At 71.5% G+C, this 22,376-nt stretch carries 16 protein-coding genes and 1 pseudogene; 4 read left to right on the top strand and 13 right to left on the bottom strand.

The window, feature by feature from the left end; all coding sequences use genetic code 11:
- Position 1 precedes the first annotated feature (1 nt).
- From ACIHCM_RS20865 to ACIHCM_RS20850, 4 genes are all read right to left on the bottom strand, one after another.
- Positions 2 to 682 (bottom strand): hypothetical protein, encoded by a 681-nt coding sequence (locus ACIHCM_RS20865; RefSeq protein WP_399897923.1) that lies wholly within the window; start codon positions 680 to 682, stop codon positions 2 to 4.
- A gap of 67 nt (positions 683 to 749) precedes the next feature.
- Complete coding sequence (locus ACIHCM_RS20860; RefSeq protein WP_399897921.1) at positions 750 to 2,528, bottom strand: hypothetical protein; 1,779 nt, start codon at positions 2,526 to 2,528, stop codon at positions 750 to 752.
- Entirely contained in the window at positions 2,525 to 4,843 is a 2,319-nt protein-coding gene (locus ACIHCM_RS20855) for a hypothetical protein (protein ID WP_399897919.1), read from the bottom strand. Before ACIHCM_RS20855 ends, ACIHCM_RS20860 begins: the two co-directional genes overlap by 4 nt.
- A complete protein-coding gene (locus ACIHCM_RS20850) occupies positions 4,840 to 5,715 on the bottom strand; it encodes a hypothetical protein (protein ID WP_399897917.1) in 876 nt (291 codons plus the stop codon). The genes ACIHCM_RS20855 and ACIHCM_RS20850 overlap by 4 nt, the downstream gene beginning before the upstream one ends.
- A 266-nt stretch (positions 5,716 to 5,981) precedes the next feature.
- Between ACIHCM_RS20850 and ACIHCM_RS20845 the strand changes: the two genes are divergently transcribed.
- Positions 5,982 to 7,892 (top strand): beta-N-acetylglucosaminidase domain-containing protein, encoded by a 1,911-nt coding sequence (locus ACIHCM_RS20845; protein WP_399897915.1) that lies wholly within the window; start codon positions 5,982 to 5,984, stop codon positions 7,890 to 7,892.
- Between the two features lie 66 nt (positions 7,893 to 7,958).
- Here ACIHCM_RS20845 and ACIHCM_RS20840 read toward each other — a convergent pair whose 3' ends face one another.
- Together ACIHCM_RS20840 and ACIHCM_RS20835 are read right to left on the bottom strand one after the other, a co-directional pair.
- Positions 7,959 to 8,462: an Imm1 family immunity protein gene (locus ACIHCM_RS20840; protein WP_399897913.1), complete on the bottom strand. Its 504-nt coding sequence runs from the start codon at positions 8,460 to 8,462 to the stop codon at positions 7,959 to 7,961.
- 7 nt (positions 8,463 to 8,469) lie between these two features.
- Positions 8,470 to 12,504 carry a DddA-like double-stranded DNA deaminase toxin gene (locus tag ACIHCM_RS20835; RefSeq protein WP_399897911.1) on the bottom strand — a complete coding sequence of 1,345 codons (4,035 nt, stop codon included), beginning with the start codon at positions 12,502 to 12,504 and terminating at the stop codon, positions 8,470 to 8,472.
- Between the two features lie 632 nt (positions 12,505 to 13,136).
- Between ACIHCM_RS20835 and ACIHCM_RS20830 the strand changes: the two genes are divergently transcribed.
- Positions 13,137 to 13,568 (top strand): hypothetical protein, encoded by a 432-nt coding sequence (locus ACIHCM_RS20830; RefSeq protein WP_399897909.1) that lies wholly within the window; start codon positions 13,137 to 13,139, stop codon positions 13,566 to 13,568.
- A 95-nt stretch (positions 13,569 to 13,663) separates the two neighbouring features.
- A complete protein-coding gene (locus ACIHCM_RS20825) occupies positions 13,664 to 15,865 on the top strand; it encodes a trypsin-like serine protease (protein WP_399898283.1) in 2,202 nt (733 codons plus the stop codon).
- Positions 15,866 to 15,952: 87 nt separating this feature from the next.
- Here ACIHCM_RS20825 and ACIHCM_RS20820 read toward each other — a convergent pair whose 3' ends face one another.
- Positions 15,953 to 16,165: an EF-hand domain-containing protein gene (locus ACIHCM_RS20820; protein ID WP_399897907.1), complete on the bottom strand. Its 213-nt coding sequence runs from the start codon at positions 16,163 to 16,165 to the stop codon at positions 15,953 to 15,955.
- 50 nt (positions 16,166 to 16,215) lie between these two features.
- Positions 16,216 to 16,385: pseudogene (locus ACIHCM_RS20815) on the bottom strand (MerR family transcriptional regulator); the annotation flags it as partial.
- A gap of 74 nt (positions 16,386 to 16,459) precedes the next feature.
- On the opposite strand from ACIHCM_RS20815, the gene ACIHCM_RS20810 reads away from it, so the two are divergent.
- On the top strand, positions 16,460 to 17,128 hold the full coding sequence (locus ACIHCM_RS20810) for a GNAT family N-acetyltransferase (RefSeq protein ID WP_399897905.1): 669 nt from the start codon (positions 16,460 to 16,462) through the stop codon (positions 17,126 to 17,128).
- On the opposite strand, the gene ACIHCM_RS20805 is transcribed toward ACIHCM_RS20810, so the two are convergent.
- The 5 genes from ACIHCM_RS20805 to ACIHCM_RS20785 form a co-directional block, all read right to left on the bottom strand.
- Positions 17,082 to 17,714, bottom strand: coding sequence for an ADP-ribosyltransferase (locus ACIHCM_RS20805; protein ID WP_399897903.1), 633 nt, complete (start codon positions 17,712 to 17,714; stop codon positions 17,082 to 17,084). The two genes, ACIHCM_RS20810 and ACIHCM_RS20805, sit on opposite strands and share 47 nt — an antisense overlap.
- 82 nt (positions 17,715 to 17,796) lie before the next feature.
- Entirely contained in the window at positions 17,797 to 18,300 is a 504-nt protein-coding gene (locus ACIHCM_RS20800; protein ID WP_399897901.1) for an ATP-binding protein, read from the bottom strand.
- 274 nt (positions 18,301 to 18,574) lie between these two features.
- Positions 18,575 to 19,342 carry an enoyl-CoA hydratase/isomerase family protein gene (locus ACIHCM_RS20795; protein WP_399897899.1) on the bottom strand — a complete coding sequence of 256 codons (768 nt, stop codon included), beginning with the start codon at positions 19,340 to 19,342 and terminating at the stop codon, positions 18,575 to 18,577.
- A gap of 258 nt (positions 19,343 to 19,600) precedes the next feature.
- A complete protein-coding gene (locus ACIHCM_RS20790) occupies positions 19,601 to 20,851 on the bottom strand; it encodes an Ig-like domain-containing protein (protein WP_399897897.1) in 1,251 nt (416 codons plus the stop codon).
- A 184-nt stretch (positions 20,852 to 21,035) separates the two neighbouring features.
- On the bottom strand, positions 21,036 to 22,262 hold the full coding sequence (locus ACIHCM_RS20785) for an Ig-like domain-containing protein (RefSeq protein ID WP_399897895.1): 1,227 nt from the start codon (positions 22,260 to 22,262) through the stop codon (positions 21,036 to 21,038).
- Between the last annotated feature and the right edge of the window lie 114 nt (positions 22,263 to 22,376).

The raw sequence follows: 22,376 nt of genomic DNA, 5'->3' as shown, positions 1-22,376 counted from the left end.
GTCAGATCACATCGATCGCGACGGTGAAGCCCTCGGGCTTGTCCACCACCAGTTGCGGGGACGCCGAGCCCAGCGAACGGCCCGAGGCGATCACGCTCTTGGTCAGGGCGGTGCAGAACTTGGCGATGGCCGCACCGACGTCGACGCCCTTGTTCGCGACGAAGCCGAACTCCCGCTGGGTGGCGACGTTGCTGATGGTCTGCGCGTCGGCGTCCACGATGCCGCAGGCGATGATGTTGGGCGCGCCGAGGGTGGTGTTGCGGTCGGTGAGCCGGCGGTGCGCGTCCTGCCAGTCCTCGCCGTGGTTGGGCAGGCCGTCGCTGAGGAAGAACACGGCGGGCCGGTGCACCTGGTAGCCCTCGGCCTTCAGACGGTTCACGTCGGTGGGTATGCGGTTGATCAGGTCCTCGAAGGCGGCCCGGTAGCTGGTCATGCCGCGGGTGGTCAGACGCGGGAACTCGGCGGCGCTGCGCAGGTCGACCAGGCGGACGCGTTCGATCACGTCGTCGGAGAAGCCGAGCACCGAGAAGCGCACCTTGGCGGCGGCCATCGGTTCGCCGAGCAGAGCCTGGTGCAGGGAGCGCAGGCCGTCGTTGAGGTCGTCGATGTGCTCGTCCATGGAGCCCGACTCGTCGGCGAGGACGTAGATGGGGAGCAAGTGCCCCCGGTTGCTTTCCATCATCGTCTTCCGTTTCTGTTCCGGATGGGGACTGCGTGGGTTGCCTGGGTGGTGGTGGGGTGCCCGAGGGTCACAGCGCGTCCTCGGCCCGCCGGAAGCCGTCCGGCGGGGTGAGCGAGAAGTTCGCCTCGCCGGACGCGAGACGCTGCCCGTATCCGACGACGCTGTCCCGCAGGAAGGCGGCACAGCTGTGCGCGGCCGAGGCGGCGTCCTGGTGCGGGGCGGCCATGAAGCCGAACTCGGGGCGGGTCGCCACGGCTCGTACGGCCCGCGTCTCGGCCCGGCCGAAGCCCAGCGCGATCACGTGCGGGGCGGCGCGGTTGCGGTCGGTGTCGGTCAGGTCGTGGTGGTCGCTGGTCCAGGCCGTGCCTTCGTCGGGCGCGGCGCCGGTGAGGAAGTACACGAGGGGCCGCAGCACCTGCGCGCCGTCGTTCTTGACGACCGTGACGTCCTGCCCGATCAGCGGCCGCAGGGTGCGGAAGGCCTGGCTGTACGACAGTCCGCGCCGGCCGACCAGGAGGGGGGTGCGGGTGCCGGGTCCGACCTCGGCCAGGGACAGCCGCTGTTCGGTGGTGGCGGCCATGCCGAGGACGCCCAGCCGCAGCACACGGGTGACGTCCGGGGCGTCGGAGAGCGCGGAGTGCAGGGCGTCCAGTCCGCGCTGGAGTTCGTCGAGGCAGGCGCGCTCGAGCGACTCGTCGACGACGAGGTAGATCAGGGCGGTGGGGGCGGGCCGGACCGGCGGGCCGGGCGGGCTGGACGGGCCGGCGCCGGCTTCGGGGCCGACGGTGGGTGAGACCACCGTGGGGCTGTAGCCGGCGGGAGCCGGCGTCTGGCCGGCGGGGGGCAGTTGCGGAGGGTCCCAGGGGCGGGCGGTGGTGAGTTGAGGGGCACCGAGGGACGGGAAGGCGCCGTCGCCGCCGGTGGCGCGGCCGACGGTGCCGGTGAGCTGCTGGCGCATCTGCTCCAGATCGCCGGCCTGTATAAGGCCCTTCTCGGCCATCACCTGGAACAGGCCGAGCGCGCGCTGGTTCTGCAGTTCGGCGGTGGCCGCGCGGGCCTCCTCCAGCTGCCGCCGCATCTCGAACGCGCCGGCCGCGTCGTGCGGGTGGGTGACCAGGTAGTGGCGGATCAGGCCGTCGCTGGTGGTGAAGGTGTCGGCGAGCGCTTCCGCCTGCCGGGCGGTGGCCTGGATCTGGGCCTGCTGCTGGATGGTCTCGATCTCGATCTGCCGGACGACGGCACCCCGGTTGGGTATGTGCTCGGCCGCGCCGAGGTGCTCGCGCCGGCCGGCCTCGATCAGGGACTCCAGGTGGGACAGCGACTTGGCGTCGGGACGTACGTGTACCTGGCCGCCGTACAGCTTGAGGCCTTCCTGGAAGGCGACCGGCTGGGCGCACAGCTGGTTGAGGTGGTGCTGGAGGCCGAAGGAGTCCTCGATGCCGAAGCGCTGGCCGGCGCCGTGGAACAGGGAGACCAGGTGGCCGTGGACCACGGGTAGCGGGTCGCGCAGGCCGGAGCGCACGAAGTCCTCCGCGCCCTTCCAGCCGTCGACGCGGAACGCGAAGTCGACGGTCACCTCGAAGGCGTGCACGCCGTCTCGGGAGATCAGCGGGTTGCGCCCGAGGAGGGCGGAGCGCTGGTAGGCGCGCATGTCGACCTCGTACCGGGTGCGGTACCTGGAGAACATCTGCTGCGAGGGCCTCATGGGGCGGCCCTCGAAGCACGCCACCTCACCCGACGCGGTGGCGTAGACGACCGCGAGATGGGGTTCGGTCGCCTTGGTCGGTCCCACCGCCATGCGGGGCACCGGCGTCTGGCTGTGGATCAACGACACCGGCTCGGTCACCGGGCACCTCCAGAGTGAGCGGGGCCGGCGGTCGGCCGCAGGGCGCTGCCGAGGACCGCCGCGGCGCGGGGCAGGGGACGGAAGCGGTCGCGCTCGGTCCAGCGCGTGACGTAACGCTCCAGGAGGCGGCCGACGCGCGGACCGCGCGCGGCCACGTCCTGGACCAGGACGCGGACCAGGTCGTCGAGGAGCAGCGGGTCGGTCTCGGCCTGGGCTGCCCAGGCCTCCAGAACCCCTGCGGACTCGTCGCCGAACAGTTCTCCGCCGATCACCTCGGACCACAGGTAGCCGAGCAGGCGGCGCAGTTCGCTGCCGGGCGGGTCCGCCGCGGCCAGCCGGAGCAGGGTGGGGCGGGCGCGTGCGGCCGTGCCGGGGGCGGCGGGTTCCTCGGTGACCAGGGCGTCGGCGAGGATCAGGAAGACCAGGTGGCCGACCGGTCGGCTGAGCGGTTCGTGGACCATCTCGGCGACCGCCCGCAACACCAAGGGGGCGCGTGCGGCGACGTCCTCCTCGACCAGGTCCGCGAAGGCGTCCCCGATGGCGATGGCGACCTGGATGTGGTCGACGGTGCCGAGCCGGGTCAGGCAGCGTACGGCGGTGTCGAGGTCGGCGCCACCGAGGCACAGTCCGTACGCGCGGGCGGCGGCGGCCTGGAACTCCCAGGTGCCGCTGAGGTACCAGCCGTCGACGAGGGCACGCACGCCGGTCCGCAGGGCCGGGTCGCGGGCGCACACGCGCAGCGCGTAGGCGATGGCCTCGCGACGCGCGGAGCCGCTGTCCTGGTGCCGCACCCAGCCGGGCAGCACCTGGGTGGCGACGTGGTCGAAGGACTCGGTGGCGATCAGGCCGAGCGCCGTCCCGGCGAAGCTGCGCACCTGCTGCGAGGGCGAGTCGACCAGCTCGGCGAGCCAGCCGACGAGTTCCTGCTGGATGCGGTACTCGGACCAGACGTGCCGGATGATGCGGGCCGGATAGTCGGGGTTGCGGTACTCGGCGACGGTGCAGGGCAGCCAGCCGAAGCTGCCGCGGGTCACCGAGGACACGGTACGGGCGCGCAGCTTCTCGGCCAGCAGCCGGCGGGACTGGGCGAACGGGTCCTGGCTGAGCGGTACGGGGCCGCGCTCGACGCTCGTGGTGAGGACGCCGCGGTCGCTGCGGAACCGGTCCAGCAGACCGGCGGCGGCCAGCGCCACGTCCTCCTGGGGCAGCCCGCCGAGGACGGCGAGCGAGATGGCCTGGGTGCGCAGACCGGTGTCGCCGAGCCCCTCGAACCACTCCTCGGGATCCTCGCCGCCGGAGCTGTCCATCCGGGCGCGCACCCGGTCGGGGTCGATGCCGCCGCCACCGTACTCGTGGGCGAGCACCTCCGCGAGCCGGGCGGCGTCGCCGCAGGAGAGTCCGTCGCAGAGGAGTTCCGCGGTGAGGTCGGCGACTCCGTCGGCGGCCAGGGCGAGTTCGGCGTCCGCCTCGCCGAGCCGGTGCGCGAGGTGGGCGGCGAGTACGGCGTCCAGGGAGTCGGGGCGGGTGACGCGCTGGACGTATTCGGCGACGCTGCGGTCGAGTTCGGCGTCCGGCCCCGCGATCACCACCAGACGGGCGTCGGCCTGCTCCAGCAGGCCTTCGAGTCCGGCCAGTTGGGGGCCGCGCAGCTCGCCGAGGTCGCGCGGGCGGTCGAGCACCAGGCCGGCACCGCTGCCGAGCTGGCGCAGCTCGGTCAGCCGGGTCAGTTCGGCCACCGAGTCCAGCAGGTACCAGCTCTTGACCTGGGCGGAGATCAGCAGCCGGACGGCCGCCGCGGTCTTGCCCGCCCCGCCGGGGCCGCGCAGCACGACGGAACGGCGCTGCCAGGCGTCGGCCTGGATGTCGTCCCAGCGGGGCGGCGCCTGGAAGGTGTGCCGGACGATCTCCACCAGGGCGGCGGCCAGGGTGCGCAGGACCACTCCGCGCTCGCCCGCGGCATGAATGACGATCTTGTCGCCCTGCACCCGGTCGCCGCCGATGTGCGTCCAGGCCTCGCGCAGCAAACCGGCGCGGAGGCTGCCCTGTCCGGTGCGCGCGGTGGCGACGCTGGCGCTGGCTCCGGCGCCGACGTTGTCGCCGCCGCCGGGAGGCTCGGGGGCGGGTGCCTGCGGGCCGGCAGGCGGTGGGCCGTCACCGGCGGTCCCGGCACCGGCGCCCGGGGCGGGCGCGCCAGGAGCGCCCGCGGGACCCGGTGCGGGGGCGGGAGCGGGCTGGGCACCCCTCGGTGCCGCCGCCGGCCCGGGCTGCGGGGCGGGAGACGGGGCGGCGGGGGCGGGCCCGGCAGGCGTGCTCATGATCCGTCCGCCGTGGTGCGGTGGGGCGCGGGGTCCTCGGGCGCGGGCGGGGAGCCGTAGACGTGCTTGCTGCCCTCCACGTAGTCGCCGCCGACGGCCCTGGCGCCGTCGCCCCAGGCCAGCTGGCTGTGCGTCATGTCCCGGACGTGAAGCGTGGGCGGCGGTGCCGGGCTCCCCGTGTCGGCCCCGCCGCCCACTCCTCCCGCGTTGCCGCCCGTGCCGGGTGTTCCCCCGTGGCTCCCACGGTCACGTGGCGACTCCCCCGGGTCCGCGGGAAGTCCGGGAGGCGCCGGATAGCCGGGTACGGTGACCCAGCCGCGGCGCGGCTCTTCGTGCTTGGTGACGAAGTCGGCGGGCAGGTACGCGGCCGGGTCGATGCCCGGGTAGCGGCCCAGCACCACCGACCGGTGTATCTCCTCGGAGACCACCATCACCAGATGGGCCCGGCCGGCCCGGGCGAGCACCTGCTTGACCGGGCCCGCGTCCACCAGCCGCGCCAGGTCGTTGACGGCCGTGCCGGTCCATCGCTGGCCGCGCCGGATCACCAGGCCCTGGTGCAGACCGGCACGCAGCCGCATGCGGTGGTCGTCGTTGTACTTGCCGTGGTGTTCGACCAGGGCGTCCTCCAGGCCCCGCACCAGTTCACGCAGGAGCTTGGTCGGGCTGGTGCCGACCGGGATCAGGATCAGCACGCCGTCCCCGCGGTCCTGCACGGGACACGCGCCGGGGTCCAGACCGGCCCGGCTCAGGGCGAACTCGACGACTTGGTACAGCTCTTCGTGCAGGGTCGCCTGGGCGGTCTCCGCGCGCAGACTGAAGCCCTCGATGTCCAGCAGAACGATCCAGTAGCTGAGAGGATCCGGCGCGACCATCGGCGACCTCCTGTGCTCGGCCGGGGCCACGTCCGCCCCGCGGATACCTGGATAAAAGCTGTGAGCGCCCCTGTCTACGCCAACTGGCGCACAACGCAGCGCATTTGCCCCTCCCGCACGGCGCATCCGGACAAAGAACGTCACACGGACCTCTACGATGCCCACGCGCCGGTTCACGCAACCCATCCGCCGGTAACTGCCACATCGTCATACCCTGTTGTTCACAGGTGAGTTGAGCGTCGGTCGTGGCACGAGGAAGGGGACCGGTGCGCGCGTTGCGTATCCCGCCACCGCTGCTGCTGGGCTTCGCGCTCGGGCTGGTGGTGGTCCTGCTGCTGCGTGACTGCGCGGGGGGCGACGGCGGCTCGCGGGGGGCCCCTTCCGCCGGGGGCGGCGCCCCTCCGCACGCCGGGGCCGGCACCGGCGGCAGCACCTCGGTTCCCGCCCTGTGGCCCCCACCGCGCGTCGTACGCGACGACCAGGGCTCGGTGGCCATCGGGCCCCGCGTGGCGGTGCGCACCGGCGACACGACGGATCCGGCCACCCTCGACACCGTCCTGCGGGCGCTGCGCGCGGGCGGCGCCCGCGAGATCCGCGTCGGCGACGAGCCGCGCCCGGGAGAGCTGCTGGTCGTGACCGACGGGACGAGCGCGGGCCTGGACGCCGGCTCACCGAAGGGACTGCCCAAGGGTGGCTACGTCCTCGCCGTGGGCCACGCGGGCGACGCCCCCCGCGCCGTCCTCGCCGGAGCGGACCCGACCGGCACCTTCCACGCCGCCCAGACCTTCGCCCAGCTGGTCCGCCCCGTCGGCGCGGCCACCGCCCGCACCACCCTGCCCGCCGTCCGCGTCCGCGACTGGCCCGCCACCGCCGTGCGAGGCGTCGTCGAGGGCTTCTACGGCAACCCGTGGACGCAGCGGGAACGTCTGGCCCAGCTCGACTTCGCCGCCCGCTGGAAGCTCAACACCTACCTCTACAGTCCCAAGGACGACCCCTACCTGCGGTCCCGCTGGCGCGACCCCTACCCCACGGCACGCCTGACCGCCCTGCGTGCCCTGGCCCGACGCGCCGCCGACCGCCACGTCTCCTTCGTCTACGCCGTCTCCCCCGGGCCGTCCGTCTGCTACTCCTCCGCCGCCGACCGGGCCGCGCTGCTGGCCAAGTTCCGCCAGCTGTGGGAGACCGGGGTGCGCGTCTACGCCGTCCCGCTGGACGACATCGACATCACCCGCTGGAACTGCGCCGCCGACGGGACGACGTACGGTCATGGCCGGGCGGCGGTGGCGCGCGCTCAAGCGGACCTCCTGAACCACGTCCAGCGCGTGTTCCTCGACCCCCGCCCGGAAGCCGCCCCCCTGATCACGGTCCCCACCGAGTACGACGGCACGCGCGCCACGGACTACACAAGCGCCCTCGCCTCCGCGCTCGCCCCGCGGATCACCGTCATGTGGACGGGTCCCCTGGTCGTCTCCCCCACCCTGCGCACCGGCCAGGCCCGCGAAGCCGCCCGCCGCTACGCGCACCCGGTGCTGGTCTGGGACAACTACCCGGTGAACGACTACACGCCGGGCAACCTCCTCCTCGGCCCCTACGCGGGCCGCGACCCCGGCATCCCCGGTGCGGTGGCGGGCATCACCGCCAACCCGATGAACCAGGCCACCGCGTCCACCCCCGCCCTGTTCTCTCTCGCCGCCTACGCCTGGAACCCCGGGGCCTACCGCCCGGCCGAAGCCCTCGACGCGGGCCTTCGGCTCCTCGCCGCCGGCGACCGCCGCGCCCTCACCGCGCTGCGCGCCTTCGCCGACCTCAACCACGCCTCCCGCCTCGACACCACCCAGGCACCGAAACTGGCCGCGCTGATCGAGGCCTACCGGCGCCGCGGGCCGAACGCCCAGGACGCCCTGCGCGAGCACCTCGACACCCTCGCCTCGGCCCGCGACACGGTCCCGCCGTCGCTGCGCGCCTCCGCCGCACCCTGGCTGGACGCCACCCACGACTGGGCGCGAGCGGCCCTGGCCGCCCTGGCCCTGCGGGACGGCACGAGCACCCCCGCCCAGGTCCGGTCCCTACGCGACAGCGCCCGCTCCCACACGGTCACCGACTGGCAGGGCCGCAGCCGGACGGTGCAGGTGGGAACGGGCGTGCTGGACACGTTCGTGGCACGGGAGTTGGGCTAGCGGAATGCGTCGTGCCCCCGAGCACGAGCAGATCGGGGGCACGACAGCAGCTGGGCGGGTTCAGCTCTATACCGACTGGTCAAGCAATAGCCACGGAACACATTCCGGCCGCGCGCCGGTTCGGATTCGACAGAATTCTTCGAGGGCGGCGCGGACTTGGGCAGCCGGAATTGCGGCTTCCCGTGGATAGTAGCTGGGGTCTCCAGGATCTTCGATCAATTCAGGATCGACGGAGGGAGGATTGGGGTTTCCCGAGGTCCAGACGAAGCGGGAGATGTCATCCTCGGCGGCCCCGTCGGGAACCTTGCTGGTCCACCACTTCAAAGCACCGTATCCCCTTCGAGTGTTGACCGAGACATACAGGTAGTTGCTCGGCCATCTCTCGTCGGTCTCTTCCGGGTACTTCCCTTCGACGATGCTGATGACGGCCCTCTCGGGGATGATCTCGAAGCCGTCGGGAGTTGTTCCCTCCTGGATGAGATCGCTCATGACGTGGTCGATGAGAGCCTCGACTTCCTGCTCGGAACGGGCGTATATCTCACCCGCGTGCGTCCCGCCAAGGACAATCATGTCGCCGTCACCTCTTCGCCAGGCCTTTCAACTCTTCCGGCTCCGCCATGCCGGGGTAGTGTACATACAGCGTCTGGTCCTCGTAGAGGATGGCGGGGACCGCCTGCTTGCAGCCCATCGAGTTGCGAGTCGTCACCCTCGGACACACATAGTTCGTGTTGATGACGATGTGCAGCTCTTTCCCCACACCCATCTTGTTGCGCATCTCCCATGCGAGTTTCACCTCGGCATGATGCGAGACGCTCGCGTAATCCGAGAAATCCGGGAAGTCGCCAGAACCCTTGAGGAAGGAATTGATCTTCTCCGAGAGTTGACTGCGTCCGCTCACCAGCAGGTCATCCCAAACCCGCGTGCCATCAGGCTCGAACGCCAAGCCTGAAGTCGGGTCTCCCTTCTGGCGCTTGGGGAGCTTGTCCCAGGCGTTCTTCACCCATACCGGACAGGCTTCGTCGGTGTTGTGGACGAGGACGTCGCTGGTGCCGGTGGAGACGTAGTAGGTGTGGAGGTCGTCGACGGTGAGGTCGTAGGCGTCCTGGAGGCCTTGCCAGTCGCGGGTGCGGGCGATGACCGCTGTGCTGTCCTGCGGGGTGCGCAGGGTGTCGCCGGCCTCGAGGTCGCTCGCGTTCTTCCACGCGCGGTCGTTCTCGGACCAGTAGGGGTGGTGACTGGTCGAGGTGACGGTCGAGCCGTCGGCGAGGGTGACGTCGGTGAAGTTCCGGTCGTCGGGGGTGTGGATGGTCCGGGTGACGCGTCGCGGGCCTGTTTCGCCGGTGGCCGGGTCCGTGGCCGTGACGAGGTCGCCGGTTTCGATCTGCTCGATCGGGCGGCCGGTGCCGTCGGCCATGAGGACGTTGGTTCCGGCCGGGAAGCTGTGCGCCGCTCCGGTCAGGCATGCCACGGTCCGGCGGGCGGCTCGCCCGCCCTTGATGGCGTCAAGGCCGTTGTCGATCTTGGCGACGAGCTTGAGCTTGCCCCAAGGAGTGACGCCGACGACGGCCATCGCGCACTTGCCCGCGGTGGGGTCGTCGATGCAGTCCTCGATGTCGGCGAGACCCGACATCTCCCAGATGACGGTCCCGTAGGTGCGGGGATCCTTCGCCAGGTCCAGGGCTCGGTCGATTTCCCCGTCGTCGCAGATGACCGTGTTGATCGGGAAGTACGAGGTGTCGAACGGCAGCAGGTCTATGCAGGTCGACTTGGGCCCACTGTCCTGCTGCGCCTTGCGTTCTTCCTCCGCCTGCCGACGGGCCTCCTCGATCTCCTGCTCGGCGAGGTCACGCGTCGTCTGCCAGGCCTGCTTGGCCTCCGCCTCCGCCTCGTCGGCACTCTTACCGGCGGCGATGGCCGACGCGCGGGCCCGGTCGGAGGCGTCGTCGGCCTTCTGCGCCGAGTAGCGCGCGTAGGAAGCCGAGAACTCGGCCTGGGCGGCGGAGTTCTCGGCGGCGGTGGCGTCCTGGTGGGCCCGCTCGGCCGCGCTGCGTGCCGTGGCCGCCGATGCCGCCGCGTCCTCGGCGCTCTCGGCGGCGGCATCGGCTGATGCCTTGGCGTCGTCCGCGTACTGCTTGGCCTGCTTGGCCGACCTGTCCGCTTCAGCCGAGGCGTCCGCCGCTTCGTCGGCGGCGTTCTGGGCCAGAAGGGCGGCTTCGGCGGCGCGCCAGGAGTTCTCGTGTGCCTTGGCGGCGATCAGGGAGCCTTCGGCGAGGAGCCGTTGGACCCGGTGGACATGGGTGGTGGCGAGGTCGTCCTTGCGCTGGGCCATGTACTGGCCGGTGATGACGAACTCGTGGATCAGCTCCGGCGGTCCGGCGAGAGCGATCTGCGCGGCTGCCCGCACCTCCGGGCCGCCGGTCTCGGCGAGCGAGGCGGTGACGACCCGTTCGTCGGTCAGCAACCGGCCGTACCGGCCGATGTGCAGAAACGTCGCGAGGGCTCTGCCGCTTCCGTCGGCGAGTGCCGCCTTGGCGGCCTCACTGACGCCGGGGCCGCCGGTCTCGGCGAGGCGGGCGGCGTCGACCCTCATGTCGGTGCGGCCGGCTTCGTACTGGCCGGTGGCGTGGAAGGCCTCGATCTGTTCCGGTGTCCCACCCGCCAGAACTTCGGAGGCCGCGGTGCGGACGGAGGTGTAGGGGCTCTGCGAGCTCAGGTCGACGACGCGCTGGCGTACGTCGTTGTGGTTTGCCTCTTTCCAGCGGGTACGCAGGTAGTCCAAGACGTCCTGGTCGGTACCTGAGAGCGCGCGGGCGGCGGCCTCCTGGTGCCAGGGGCCGAGCAGTTTCATCGCCTGCACGGCGAGCCGGCGGCCCTTGGCGGCGGTGGCCTGGATGTCGATGTCGGGCCGACCGGCTTCCTGGGCCAGCTCGGTCGCGGTGTCGTTCAGGGACAGGGCCTCGACCTGGGTGGCGGCGGAGGCCGAGACGGCTGCCCCCGAGGCGGCCTTCATCGAGCGGGCGCGCTCGACGGCCGCGTCCGTCCGGGTCTGCAGGTCGGCCGTCTCGGTCTCCCGGGCCAGCGCGAAGATCTCCTTGGCCTGGTTCACCGCGGCGGTCGCGCTGTTGGCAGCCGCCTTGGCGCCGTCGGCATTCTTCTTGGCCACGGCGGCGTACTTGTCCGCGTCCACGGCATGTTCCGCGGCTTCTTCGGCGTAGTCGGCGGCCTTGTTGGCATGTGCGGCGGCCGAGTTGGCGGCGTCACGGGCTCCGTAGGCGGCGGTGGCCGCGCGGCGGGCCAGGGCGGCGGAGCGGTCGGCGGCGGCGTCGGCGGCGTTGGCGTGCCGGCGTGCTTCGGCGGCGGCGAGGCGGGCCTCGCTGGAGTGCAGGCCGGCCGCGTCCGCGTGGGCGTTGGCCTCCTCCGCGGCGGCGGCCGCGACCCGCGCGTTGCCGGAGGCGCCCTTTGCCGCCTCGGAGGCGACGCCGGCAGCGGCGGAGGCAAGGCCGGCGTTCTCGGCGGCGACCGCCGACGTCTCGGCGGCATCGGCCGCGGCGCGTGCCTGGCTGGCGGCTTGGTTCGCAGCGTCGGCGTTGGCCTCGTCACGGGCGGCGGCGATGGCCGCCTTGAAGGCCTTGTTCGCCGCTTCCGAGGCCGCGGCGGCCGCCGCGGCGGTCTGCGCGGCGGCGAGCGCGGCCCGCCGGGCGGCGCGATTGGCGGCGTTGGCCGACCCGATGGCCTCCTGCGCCGCCTCGGCCGCGCCCCGCGCGGCGTCGGCGGCCTGCTTGGCCTTGACCGCGGCCTTCTTGGAGTCGTCCTTGGCAGCCGCGGTCTCCTCGGCGGCCTTCTGCGCGGCCTCCTTGGCCAGCCTGGAGGCCTCGACGGCCTTCTTCGACGACTCCTCCGCCGTCTTCCGGGCGTCCTCGGCCTGCTTCCCGGCCCGCTCCGCCTGCTCGATCAGCTGGGCGATCGAGGCGTGCTCCTGGTCACGGTCGCGGGCGATGAACTGCCCGACCTCCAGGAACTCCACCATGTCGTCAGGCGTGCCCCTCAGCGCGACCTTGGCGGCCGCCTTCACGTTGGGGCCGCCCGTGGTGGCCAGCCTGGCGACCTCGACACGGTTGTCCTGCTGTCGGGCGGTGTACTGGCCCGAGGTCAGGAAGAGTTCACGGTCGTCGAAGGTGCCCTGCAGGGCGGCCTTGCCCGCCGCCTGCACACCCCTGCCGCCCAGCGTGATCAGGCGGCCGATCTCGACCCTGCGGTCCTGGTCCAGCGCGGCCTCGTACCCGGAGTGAAGGAACCTCTCCAGCTCGGCGGGGGACTTGAGCATCGCCTCCTTCGCGGCCTCCCGCACACCGGGACCGCCGGTCATGGCGAGCCGCGCGGTCTCCACTCGGTTGTCGGCGAACTGGATGGACTCCGCTTCGCCCAGAAACCTGCGGATCGCGTCGTCGCCGCCGAGCAGTGCCTGCTCGGCGGCCTCCTTCAGACCGGCACCGCCGGTCTCCCAGTAGCCCACGATGTCGGCTCGCACGTTCGCGGGCAGCGGTGCGGGCTCCACCGCCACCGCGGCCGGTGTTCCCAGCAGCCCCGACAGCAGACCCGCGGACAGCAGCATCCGCACGACCCGCCGAGGGCCGGAGAACCGTCTCAGCACTCCCGAACCAACAGTCCGGGAGGGTATGCGCCGTCTCACTCGGCGACTCCCTCTTACTTGAAGAAAAGCCCAGCCGGATAAACGCGCGGAGACCACAGGAAAGGCAGTCGGAAAGCGAAGAAAAAGACCTTGCTTTTCACCGGAAAAGCGGCTGTCTGTGATTTCCCGCACTGCTGGAGCCGCTTGATCGTACACCGAGCTTCATGGACGGGAGCCGGAGCCGACGGGTTCAGCAAGCAGGTCAGAGGCCAGATCCCAAGATCATACTGTTTGGGACGGTGGTGCGCTCCCAACCCATAAGTCTGCTTCACTTTCATATATGGAGCTTTGAAATGATACGGACCAACCACACGGTGAGCGACAGCCGAACTCCACGTGAATGAGCTGTGACCAAGAGCTGGATGAGCTATGTAAGATGAATTACCCTGCGCACATTCTTGGTGCGACTTCTGCCGCGGCTACGTCCTCCGGAAAACCGCGCTCTGTTTTCCTTCACTTGTCTTGAAAGGCCCACTATGGCGATGACCCATGTGCGCAAGGCGCTGTTGGGTGTTGTGGTTTCGGTGCTTGCGGCGTCCGCGACGACGCTTGGCGTGGCGTACGCCGACAACGGCAGCACGGCGACATCCGCGACCACGGCCGACGGCGACATGCCTTACGCCGTCGAGGACTTCAACTACCCGGGAGCAGCCCGGATCCAGGAGGAGACCGGGGCCCTCCTCAAGCGTGGCAACGGTCACATGGTGATGAGATCCTGTGACGGCAGCGAGGACGTTCTGATCATGAGCCGGATCGGGCAGTTGGACTTCTGCTTCGACGTCACGGCCAAGCCGGCCTTCCTCACGCTCGAGATCCCCGAGGCCCATGGCATCTGGACCTCCGCCGATCCGGTGAAGACCACCATCCGCGAGGACGACGGCACCACCACGGTCATCAACGCGCCCGCCAACGACTTCACCGGCTACGGCGAGTCCGGCGCCTCCGGCGAGCCGACGATGCTCATCGAGTTGCGGGTCACCGCCTGAGCCCCGGACCGGCACCACTTCTTCGTGCGCCCGTCGGTGCGCACCACTGAAACGACCAGGAACCCAACGTGTCTCACATACGCCCCCGCGTCGCGATGACGAGCACCCTGCTCGCCGCCGGCGTCGTGTCAGGTGTGGTCATCTGCGCCCCCGCACAAGCCGTCACCGGTGAACCCGCCGTGCCGACGACGTACGCCTACACCGCGAAGATCACTGTCGGCGCCCACGAACGTGGCTGCTCCGCCGCCCTCGTCGATGCCGAGTGGCTGCTGACGGCGGCCAGTTGTTTCGCCGGCTCCGCAGGCACCGCAGTGCCCCCCGGCGCCCCCAGGACCATGACCACCGTCGTCGTCGGCCCGTCCGAACTGTCCGGCAGCCCCATCCTCGACACCCGGCGCCAGGTCGTCGAACTGGTCCCGCGCACCGATCGCGACGTGGTCCTGGCCCGACTGAACCGGCCCGTCACCAAGGTCGCCCCCGTCGCTCTGGCCTCCTCGGCACCGGTGTCCGGCGAGGAGCTGAAGTTTGCGGGGTTCGGGCGCACCGTGTCCGAGTGGGCACCGCTCAAGGCGCACACCGGCGTCTACACCGTCGACTCCGCCGGCGGCACCACGGCCGCCGTGACCGGCATGGCGGGCGCTGCCGCATGTGCGGGTGATGCGGGCGGCCCGGTTCTGCGCGAGGTGGGCGGCACGGCCACGCTCGTCGGGCTCAACAGCAGGTCGTACCAGGGCGGCTGCTTCGGAGCCGACCCGGCCGAGAAGCGCACCGGCGCTGTCATCGCCCGCGTGGACGACCTGGCCTCCTGGGTGAACACCACCATCAGTGCCACCCGTGTCACCGACTTCAACTGCGACGGCGTCGAGGACATCGCGATCTCCGACCCGAAGGCGGCAGTCGGCGGGACGGACGGAGCGGGCGTGGTCCGGATCGTCTACGGCGGTGGCAAGGGCACGGCCTCGGCCGACCAGAGCCTGGACTGGGTGCCGGGCAGCCCCGAAGCCGGTGACTGGTTCGGCGAGGCCATGGACACCGTGGACCACAACGAGGACGGATGCACCGACCTGGTGGTCGGCACCCCCTCCGAGGATCTGGGCACCGTCGCCGACGCGGGCACGGTCGATGTCTTCTACGGGGCGCCGGGCGGTATCGGCACCGGCTCGGTGAAGAACACCCACTTCGAGCAGGACTCCGGCACCGGGTCCCTCGCCGGCTCGACCCCCGAGACCGGCGACCGCCTGGGCCAGGCCCTGGCCGCCGGCACCACCGCGTCCGGCGAGCCCTTCCTGGTGATCGGCGCGCCGGGCGAAGCCGTCGGCTCCGCGCTGAAGGCGGGCATCGCCTTCTATGTGCGGGACAGCACCAGCATCGGCATCACGACGGCCAATGTGGGCATCACACAGGACAACACGGGCGTGCCCGGTGCCGTGGAGGCCAACGACGGCTTCGGCGGCGCCATCGCGGCCGACGCCAACCACCTCGCCATCGGCGCCCCTGGTGAGGCCATCGGAAGCGACGCCGGTGCCGGCAACGTGGCGGTCTTCTCGCACAAGCTGAACTCCGAGAAGCGCCCGACGCCGCTGTTCGGCCTCGACCAGGACCTCGACACGGTCTCCGGCGGCGCCGAAGCGGGCGACCAGTTCGGCAAGTCGCTCGCCATGGTCCCCTACCGGCCGTCCGGCGCGGCCGCGGCGACCGACTCGATCCTCGCGGTGGGCTCGCCCGGGGAGGACCTGGACGTCGACGGTGTCGACAAGACCGACGCGGGCAACGTGATCACATTCCGGGTCACGGCGGCCGGCGGCCACAGCCAGCTGCACGTGTACAGCTCGGGCACGGCATCCGACGACGTCACCGGAACCTCCGAGAGCGGCGACCGCTTCGGCCAGTCCCTGGCCGCCGTCAACACCGCACCCCGGGCAGTGAGCACCGCGGCGACGATGAAGCTGGCCGTCGGCGCGCCCGGCGAGGCAGTCGGCACCGCCGCCAAGGCTGGTGCCGTCACCACGTTCTCCCTGCTCGGCTCGCCCGGTGCGAACGACCGCTGGATCGAAGCCGGCACCTCCGGCATCCCCGGCCCGGCAGGGGCCGACCAGCAGCTGGGCGCGAGCATCCACTACACCGGAACCGCGCTGTACGTCGGCATGCCCTACGGCCCCCACGCCCCCGGCACGCTCCACGCCCTGCCCCTGTCCAACGTGACCGCCGGCGGCACGAACGCCGCGATCACCACGTACCGGCCCGGCCAGGGTGGGCTCCCTGCCGGCGGCTCCCGCTTCGGCTACGCCGCCCGCTGACCGATCCCCTGCACCGGACGCCTGGTGCAGACAGCGGGATGCCGAAGGGGCGCCCCCCGCCGTGCGGGGGGCGCCCCTTCGGTGGGCCTACTTGTTCAGGTGGGCCCAGAACTCGTCGAACGAAAGGAGCTTGTCGCCGTCCAGGTCGCGGCTGGCGATGACGGCCTCGGCGACCGTCTCGGTGACGTTCCAGTCGCCCCCCTGCGCCAGAGCGGTCTTGAACTCCTTGGCGGTGATGCGGCCGTCACCGTCCGTGTCGATCCGCTCGAACTGCTTGCGCGCTTCCTCGATGTCCGCCACCGATCCGCCCCTCTGTCTCGTGCTGTGCCGTCGTACTGACGCAGGTCAGATTATCCGGCCGCCCGAGCGTCCAGTGCGGCGACCACCCACGCGAACTCCTCGCGGTGCGCGACGGCCGGCTCCTGACCCTTCACCAGGGCGAGCAACTCGCGGTAACGGTGAGACGGTCGTCGGCGCCGGCGCGCAGGCGTTCCATTACGTCGGCGGGGTCGGCGTCTCCGTGCCTTGCAGTGGGTGGAGACTCGAGGAGCGAAGCGGGGGTCGGTTCGAGGGGCGATGCGAGGGGCGAGCGCGATGGGGACCTTGAGGGACATTCTGGACGCCGCCGCGCGCGGCGTCTTCCCGCCGGCGGACGGCGGTACGACGGTCGTGCCCCAGCCCTCGTCCAGGGACGCGGGCGTGATCGCCTTCACCGGCCACTCCGTCGTCTTCACCGACGAGGACCCCGGCTGGGTCCACGAGACCCTGAGCACCCTGGACTGCGACGCGCTCGCGGCGACGATGAACCCCCGCTTCCTCGCCGCCTTCATGGAACGGACGGGACGCACCACGGACACGGTCGACGTGATGGCGGTGGGAGCGCCGCTGGCGGGCGAGCCACCCCTCGCGCTGAGCGAGATCCGTGACCCCGGGCATCCGAGGGTCGCCCGTTCCCGCCGGCGCCGGGACGACGTGCGGGTGTGGGCCACCGAGGGCGGTGTGCTGGTGCTGGGACGCGGCGTCGCGGGGCGGCTGGAGGCCGCGGTGGAGGTGGCGGAGGCGGTACGGCACCGGGGGCTGGGGCGGGCCCTGGCGGTGACGGCGCGGCACCTGGGCGGGGGCGAGCCGGTGTGGGCGCAGATCTCCCCGGGGAACGCCCGCAGTCTGCGGGCGTTCCAGGCGGCCGGCTACCGGCCGGTGGGGTCGGAGGCGCTGCTCAGTGCCAGGCCTCGTAGTACGGGTTGCTCTCGCAGTCGCTCATGATCTCGACCTTGGTGGTCTTGTCCACCGGGCAGACGCCGATGACGTACTCGCGGTCGATGCCGCCCGGGAAGGCCACTTCGACCTGGTCGGCCCACTTGTGGGTGTCACCGATGGTCCGGTTGACGTCGATGCCGCCGGGGGCGTCGATGTAGTAGTTGTAGCCGGACTTCCACCACGTCTTGTACAGGTCGTGGTCGTACGTCGTGGACACGAACGGCGAGGGCTGGTTGACCAGGACGTAACTCTCCACGTCGTACTGGCCGTTCACCACGTCCTTGGGATGGAAGCCCTGCTCGAAGACGACGGACGGGGCACGGCTGTCGGCACGGTAGAGGGTGCCGCAGGTGGTGCGCCAGACGGGTTCGGGGGTGATCCGGGCGATGTCGACACGGCGGTCGGCGGCGGCCTTGATCTTGTCGTCGAACTGGACGGGGCAGGAGGCCGGGGCAGGGGCGGCGGCGGGGGCCGGCGTCCCGGGGGCAGTGGCGGGGGCCGGGGTCCCGGGGGCGGCGGCCGAGGTCGTGAGGACCGCCGCGAGGGACAGGACGGCGGCAGCGGCGCGCCGTCGCAGGCGAGTTGTGATCATGGGGAGCACAATTCCCAGCCGCTGAGCGCCGGATGTGCGAGGTCACCCGTACGGCCGTATGCCGGCTGAGGGCTCGCACCGCTCAGCGGTCCGCCACCCGCATCTCGAACCAGGTCGTCTTGCCGCGCGGTAAGAGGTCCACGCCCCAGCGGTCCGAGAGCTTGTCGACCAGGTACAGGCCCCGGCCGCTGACGTCCAGCTCCTGGACCGGCATGAGGCAGGGCAGCCCCCGGGAGGGGTCACGGACCTCGACGCGGATCCAGCCCCGGCGGCGGTGCATCCGCAGGCCGAAGACACGGGCGCCGGTGTGCCGCACGGCGTTGCCTACCAGCTCCGAGACCAGTAACACGGCGTCCTCGGTCATCTTGGCGGACAGGCCCCATTGGCGCAGGACGACGACCTGGGCGAGCCGGCGCGCCGTGGCCGCGGACTCGGGGCGGGACGGCAGCGGAACCTCCGCCTCCGTGGGATTGCCGAACAACTCCAGTGCCCTGAGCGCTCGTTCGTCCTCGGCCGCCGGCGACCAGCGCGCCGCGGTCGTACCACCGCGTCCTTGCGGCTGTTCGATGCCCTCCAGCCCCGCCATGCCCCCATCATGGCCGCCCGGTGCGCCACGCGGGGCCGTTCCTGGCGAATACGCCCCCCTCGGGGCGTCGTTCCGTACTCTCCGTCCGGCATATGCCGTAGGCAGGTCGGAGGCCCCAACAGCCCCTGTGACCTGCGGAGATGGGTCGGCTGATGGCAAAGGACGGGCTCCCTCGACAAGGCAGGCTTAAGGCTGCCTTAAGGCTTCCATAAACCGCCCCATCGAGGGACCCGGATCAGACACCGCGTCAACTGCAAGTGCTGACACGGTGATTTCAGAGAAACTTGGCCTTGCCCGGACCCTCTTCCACGAAGCTGCGCATTCCCCGAACACGGTCCTCCGTGGCGAACAGGCCTGCGAACCAGTTCCGTTCGACGGCGAGGCCCGTGTCGATGTCCGTCTCCAGGCCCGTGTCGATCGACTCCTTCGCGGCGCGCAGCGCCAGTGCCGGGCCCTGCGCCAGCTTCGCCGCCCACGCGTGTGCCGTGCCGTACACCTCGGCGGCCGGGACCACCCGGTCGACCAGACCCAGGCTGAGCGCCTCGTCGGCCTTGACCATGCGGCCGGTGAAGATCAGGTCCTTGGCCTTGGACGGGCCGATCAGCCGGGCCAGCCGCTGGGTGCCGCCCGCGCCCGGGATCAGGCCGAGCAGGATCTCGGGCTGGCCCAGCTTGGCGTCGTCCGCGGCGATGCGGTAGTCCGCGCACAGCGCCAGCTCGCAACCGCCGCCGAGCGCGTACCCGGTGACGGCGGCGACGACCGGCTTGGGGATGCGGGCCACGGCCGTGAAGGCGTCCTGCAGGCCGCGGGCGCGCAGGACCATGGCCGTGTGGTCCATGTCCTGCATCTCCTTGATGTCCGCGCCGGCCGCGAACACCTTCTCCCCGCCGTACACGACGACGGCGCGCACGTCGTCGCGGCGCGTGGCCTCCTCGGCGAGTTCCTTGAGCCGGTCCTGCGTGGCGACGTCCAGCGCGTTCATGGGCGGGCGGTCGAGGCGGAGAGTGCCGACGCCCTCGGCGACTTCGAGATTCACGGTCATGCCAGCAGGTTAACGGGGACTAACGGCGACGGGCCGGTGCGGTCGCTCACACCCGGCCGGGGGTCCCGGGGTTGCCCCCGGGCAGACACAGCACGGGGACCAACGGCGACCGGGCCGGTGCGGTCGCTCACACCCGGCCGGGGGCGAGTAAGCCCTGGAGTCCGGGGGCCCCACGTCCCCGGCCCCCGGGCAGACACAGCACGGGCCCGGTGCGGTCGGTCGCACCGGGCCCACGCTCGCGCTGTGCTCGTCAGAGGCTCACGCCTTCCACTTCTCCCACGGCATGTTCCAGCCGTTGAGCCCGTTGTCCGGGTCCACGATCCGGTCGTTGGAGTTCTTCACCACGACCACGTCGCCGATCACCGAGTTCTCGAAGAACCACGCGGCCGGTGCGCCCTTGTCCCAGCCGCCGCGCGCGTCGCGCAGGCCGATGCAGCCGTGGCTGGCGTTGTAGTTGCCGAAGGCGTCGCCGGCCCAGTAGTTGCCGTGCAGGAAGGTGCCGGAGGTGGTCAGGCGCACGGCGTGCGGGACGTCCTTGATGTCGTACTCGCCGCCGTAACCGACGGTCTCGCCGTTCATCCGGGTCACCACGTGCTTCTCGCTGATGACCATCTGGCCGTTCCAGGTCTCCATGCCGGCCTTGCCGGTGGTGACCGGGATGGTCTTGACGACCTTGCCGTCCCGCATGACCCTCATCGTGAGCTTCTTGGCGTCGACGACGGAGACCTGGTTGCGGCCGATGGTGAAGGAGACGGTCTTGGACTGCTCCCCGTAGACCCCCGGGCGGCCCTCGACGCCGTCGAGGTTGAGCTTGACGGTGACCTTGGTGCCGGCCTTCCAGTACTTCTCGGGCCGGAAGTCGAGCCGGTCGTTGCCGAACCAGTGGCCCTCGACGTCGACGGCGGGCTCGGTCTTGATCTCGATGGCCTTCTCGACCTGCTCGGGGTCGGTAATACCCCGGGTGAAGTTGAGGGAGAAGGGCATTCCGACGCCGACCGTGGAGCCGTCCTCGGGGGTGAAGTGACCGATGAACGTGTTCTGCGGCGTCAGGGTGGTGAAGCTGGAGGACTCGGCGGCCTCGCGGCCCGCGGAGTCCTTGGCGACCGCGTGCACCTGGTACTTGGTGGCGGCGGCCAGGTGGATGGACGGCGTCCAGCTCGCGCCGTCCTCGGATATCTCGCCGGCTATCTCGGTGCCCTCGGCGTCCTTGACGACGACCTCGGTCAGCTTGCCCTTGGCGGCGGTGACCTTGAGGGCCCCGCTGGTGTCGACGGAGTTCGCGCCGTCCTTGGGGGCTATGGTCACGGCCGCCTCGGACTGCTTGCTCTCCGCCGTCGCCGAACCCTTGCCCTTGCCGTCCCCGGACCCGGCTCCCGAGCCCCCGGAGCCCGAGCCGCCGCCGCACGCCGTGGCGGTCAGCAGCAGTACCCCGGCGACCATTGCCAGACCCTTGCGTCCGCGCCCCCCGCGCGCGTCAACCGACGCCCCCGATATCGGTCGCACGTTCAACTTGTCTCCCCTCAACGGGCCCCGGACCGGACCCTCAACGGGTTTTGTTGGGCCCGCTCCCCTGCGCGTCCCGCGCGTTCGGCGCATAGTAACCATATGGTCGGCGCGGTCGAGGCCGCGCGATTGTCACCGTTCAGTCCCAACATCGACCGGCCGCCTCGGGCCACCCGGCCCCCCGGCGGGCTCACTTCAGAGCACTGCCCGCTTTCCACTCGTTCCACCCCATGTTCCAGCCTCCGAGCCCGTTGTCGGGAGCGACCTTCTTGTCGTCGCTGTTGACGATCTCGATGACGTCCCCGACCAGGCTCCGGTCGAAGAACCAGCCCGCCGGAGTCTGCGAGCTGCCGCCCTTCTCGTCCCGCAGTCCGACGCACCCGTGGCTGACGTTCGACTCGCCGAAGGTGCCGGCCGACGCCCAGTAGTTGCCGTGCAGGAAGGTGCCGGATTCGGTGAGGCGCATGGCGTGCGGGACGTCCTTGATGTCGTACTCGCCGCCGAATCCGACCGTGCTGCCGTTCATCCGGGTCACCTCGTACATCTCGGTGACCACCATCTTCCCGTTGTACGTCGGGGTCTTGGGCGCGCCCGCGGTGATCGGCACCGTGCCGAGCAGCTCGCCGTCCCGGCGCACCTGCATGGTGTGCTCCGCCGCGTCGACCAGGGAGACCTGACTGCGGCCGACGGTGAAGGTGACGGTCCGGTGCTGGAGCCCGTAGACCCCCGGTGCGCCCTCGACGTCCCTGAGCCGCAGGTCGACGGTGACCTCGGTGCCGGGCTCCCAGTACTTCTCGGGGCGGAAGTCGAGGCGGTCGCGGCCGAACCAGTGCGGGCGGATCTCGACGGCGGGCTCCGAGGAGACGCGCACGGCCCGTTCGACCGCGGCGCGGTCGGTGATCTCCCGGTTGAAGCCCAGGCTGACGATCATGCCGGTGCCGACCACGGAGCGGTGCTCGGGGGTGATGTAGGCGATGAAGCGCTCCTCGGGGACGTACGTGGTGAAGGTGGTGTGCCGGGCGGAGCGGCGGCCGTCGCCGTCCACGGCCACCGCGTCCACCGCGTACCTGGCGGCCAGCGCGAGTTTGCCGTCGTCGGGCTGCCAGCGCCGGCCGTCCGCGGAGATCCTGCCCGGCACGGGCTGTTCCTGGGCGTCCTGGGACCGGACGACCCGCACCGATTCCAGGCGCCCGCTGGACACTTGAACGGACAGCGTCCGGCCGGGGCGGACGCCCTTGTCGCCGTCGTCGGGCGAGACCTCGATGACGTTCCCGGGGGCCCCGGGTCTGCCGGGCGAGCCGAGCCCGCTCGCACCGTCCGCGGTGCAGCCGGCGGCCCCGGCCAGCAGCCCTGCCCATGTCAGTACGGCGGCCAGTGCGGCCCCCGCGCGCCGCGCGCGCCCATGTACGTGCCTCACAACCGTGTCCAACGACCGGGCCCGCCCTGGGGAAACGTGAGTGCGAGGCAAGCTCTGGGCAGAACAGTGGGGAGGACGACGGGCCGGGCTCCGCGGAAGGGACGCCGTGGCCCC

This window comes from Streptomyces sp. NPDC052023, assembly GCF_044548465.1.
Taxonomy (GTDB): domain Bacteria; phylum Actinomycetota; class Actinomycetes; order Streptomycetales; family Streptomycetaceae; genus Streptomyces.
This window is presented reverse-complemented; position numbering and strand designations above follow the sequence as displayed.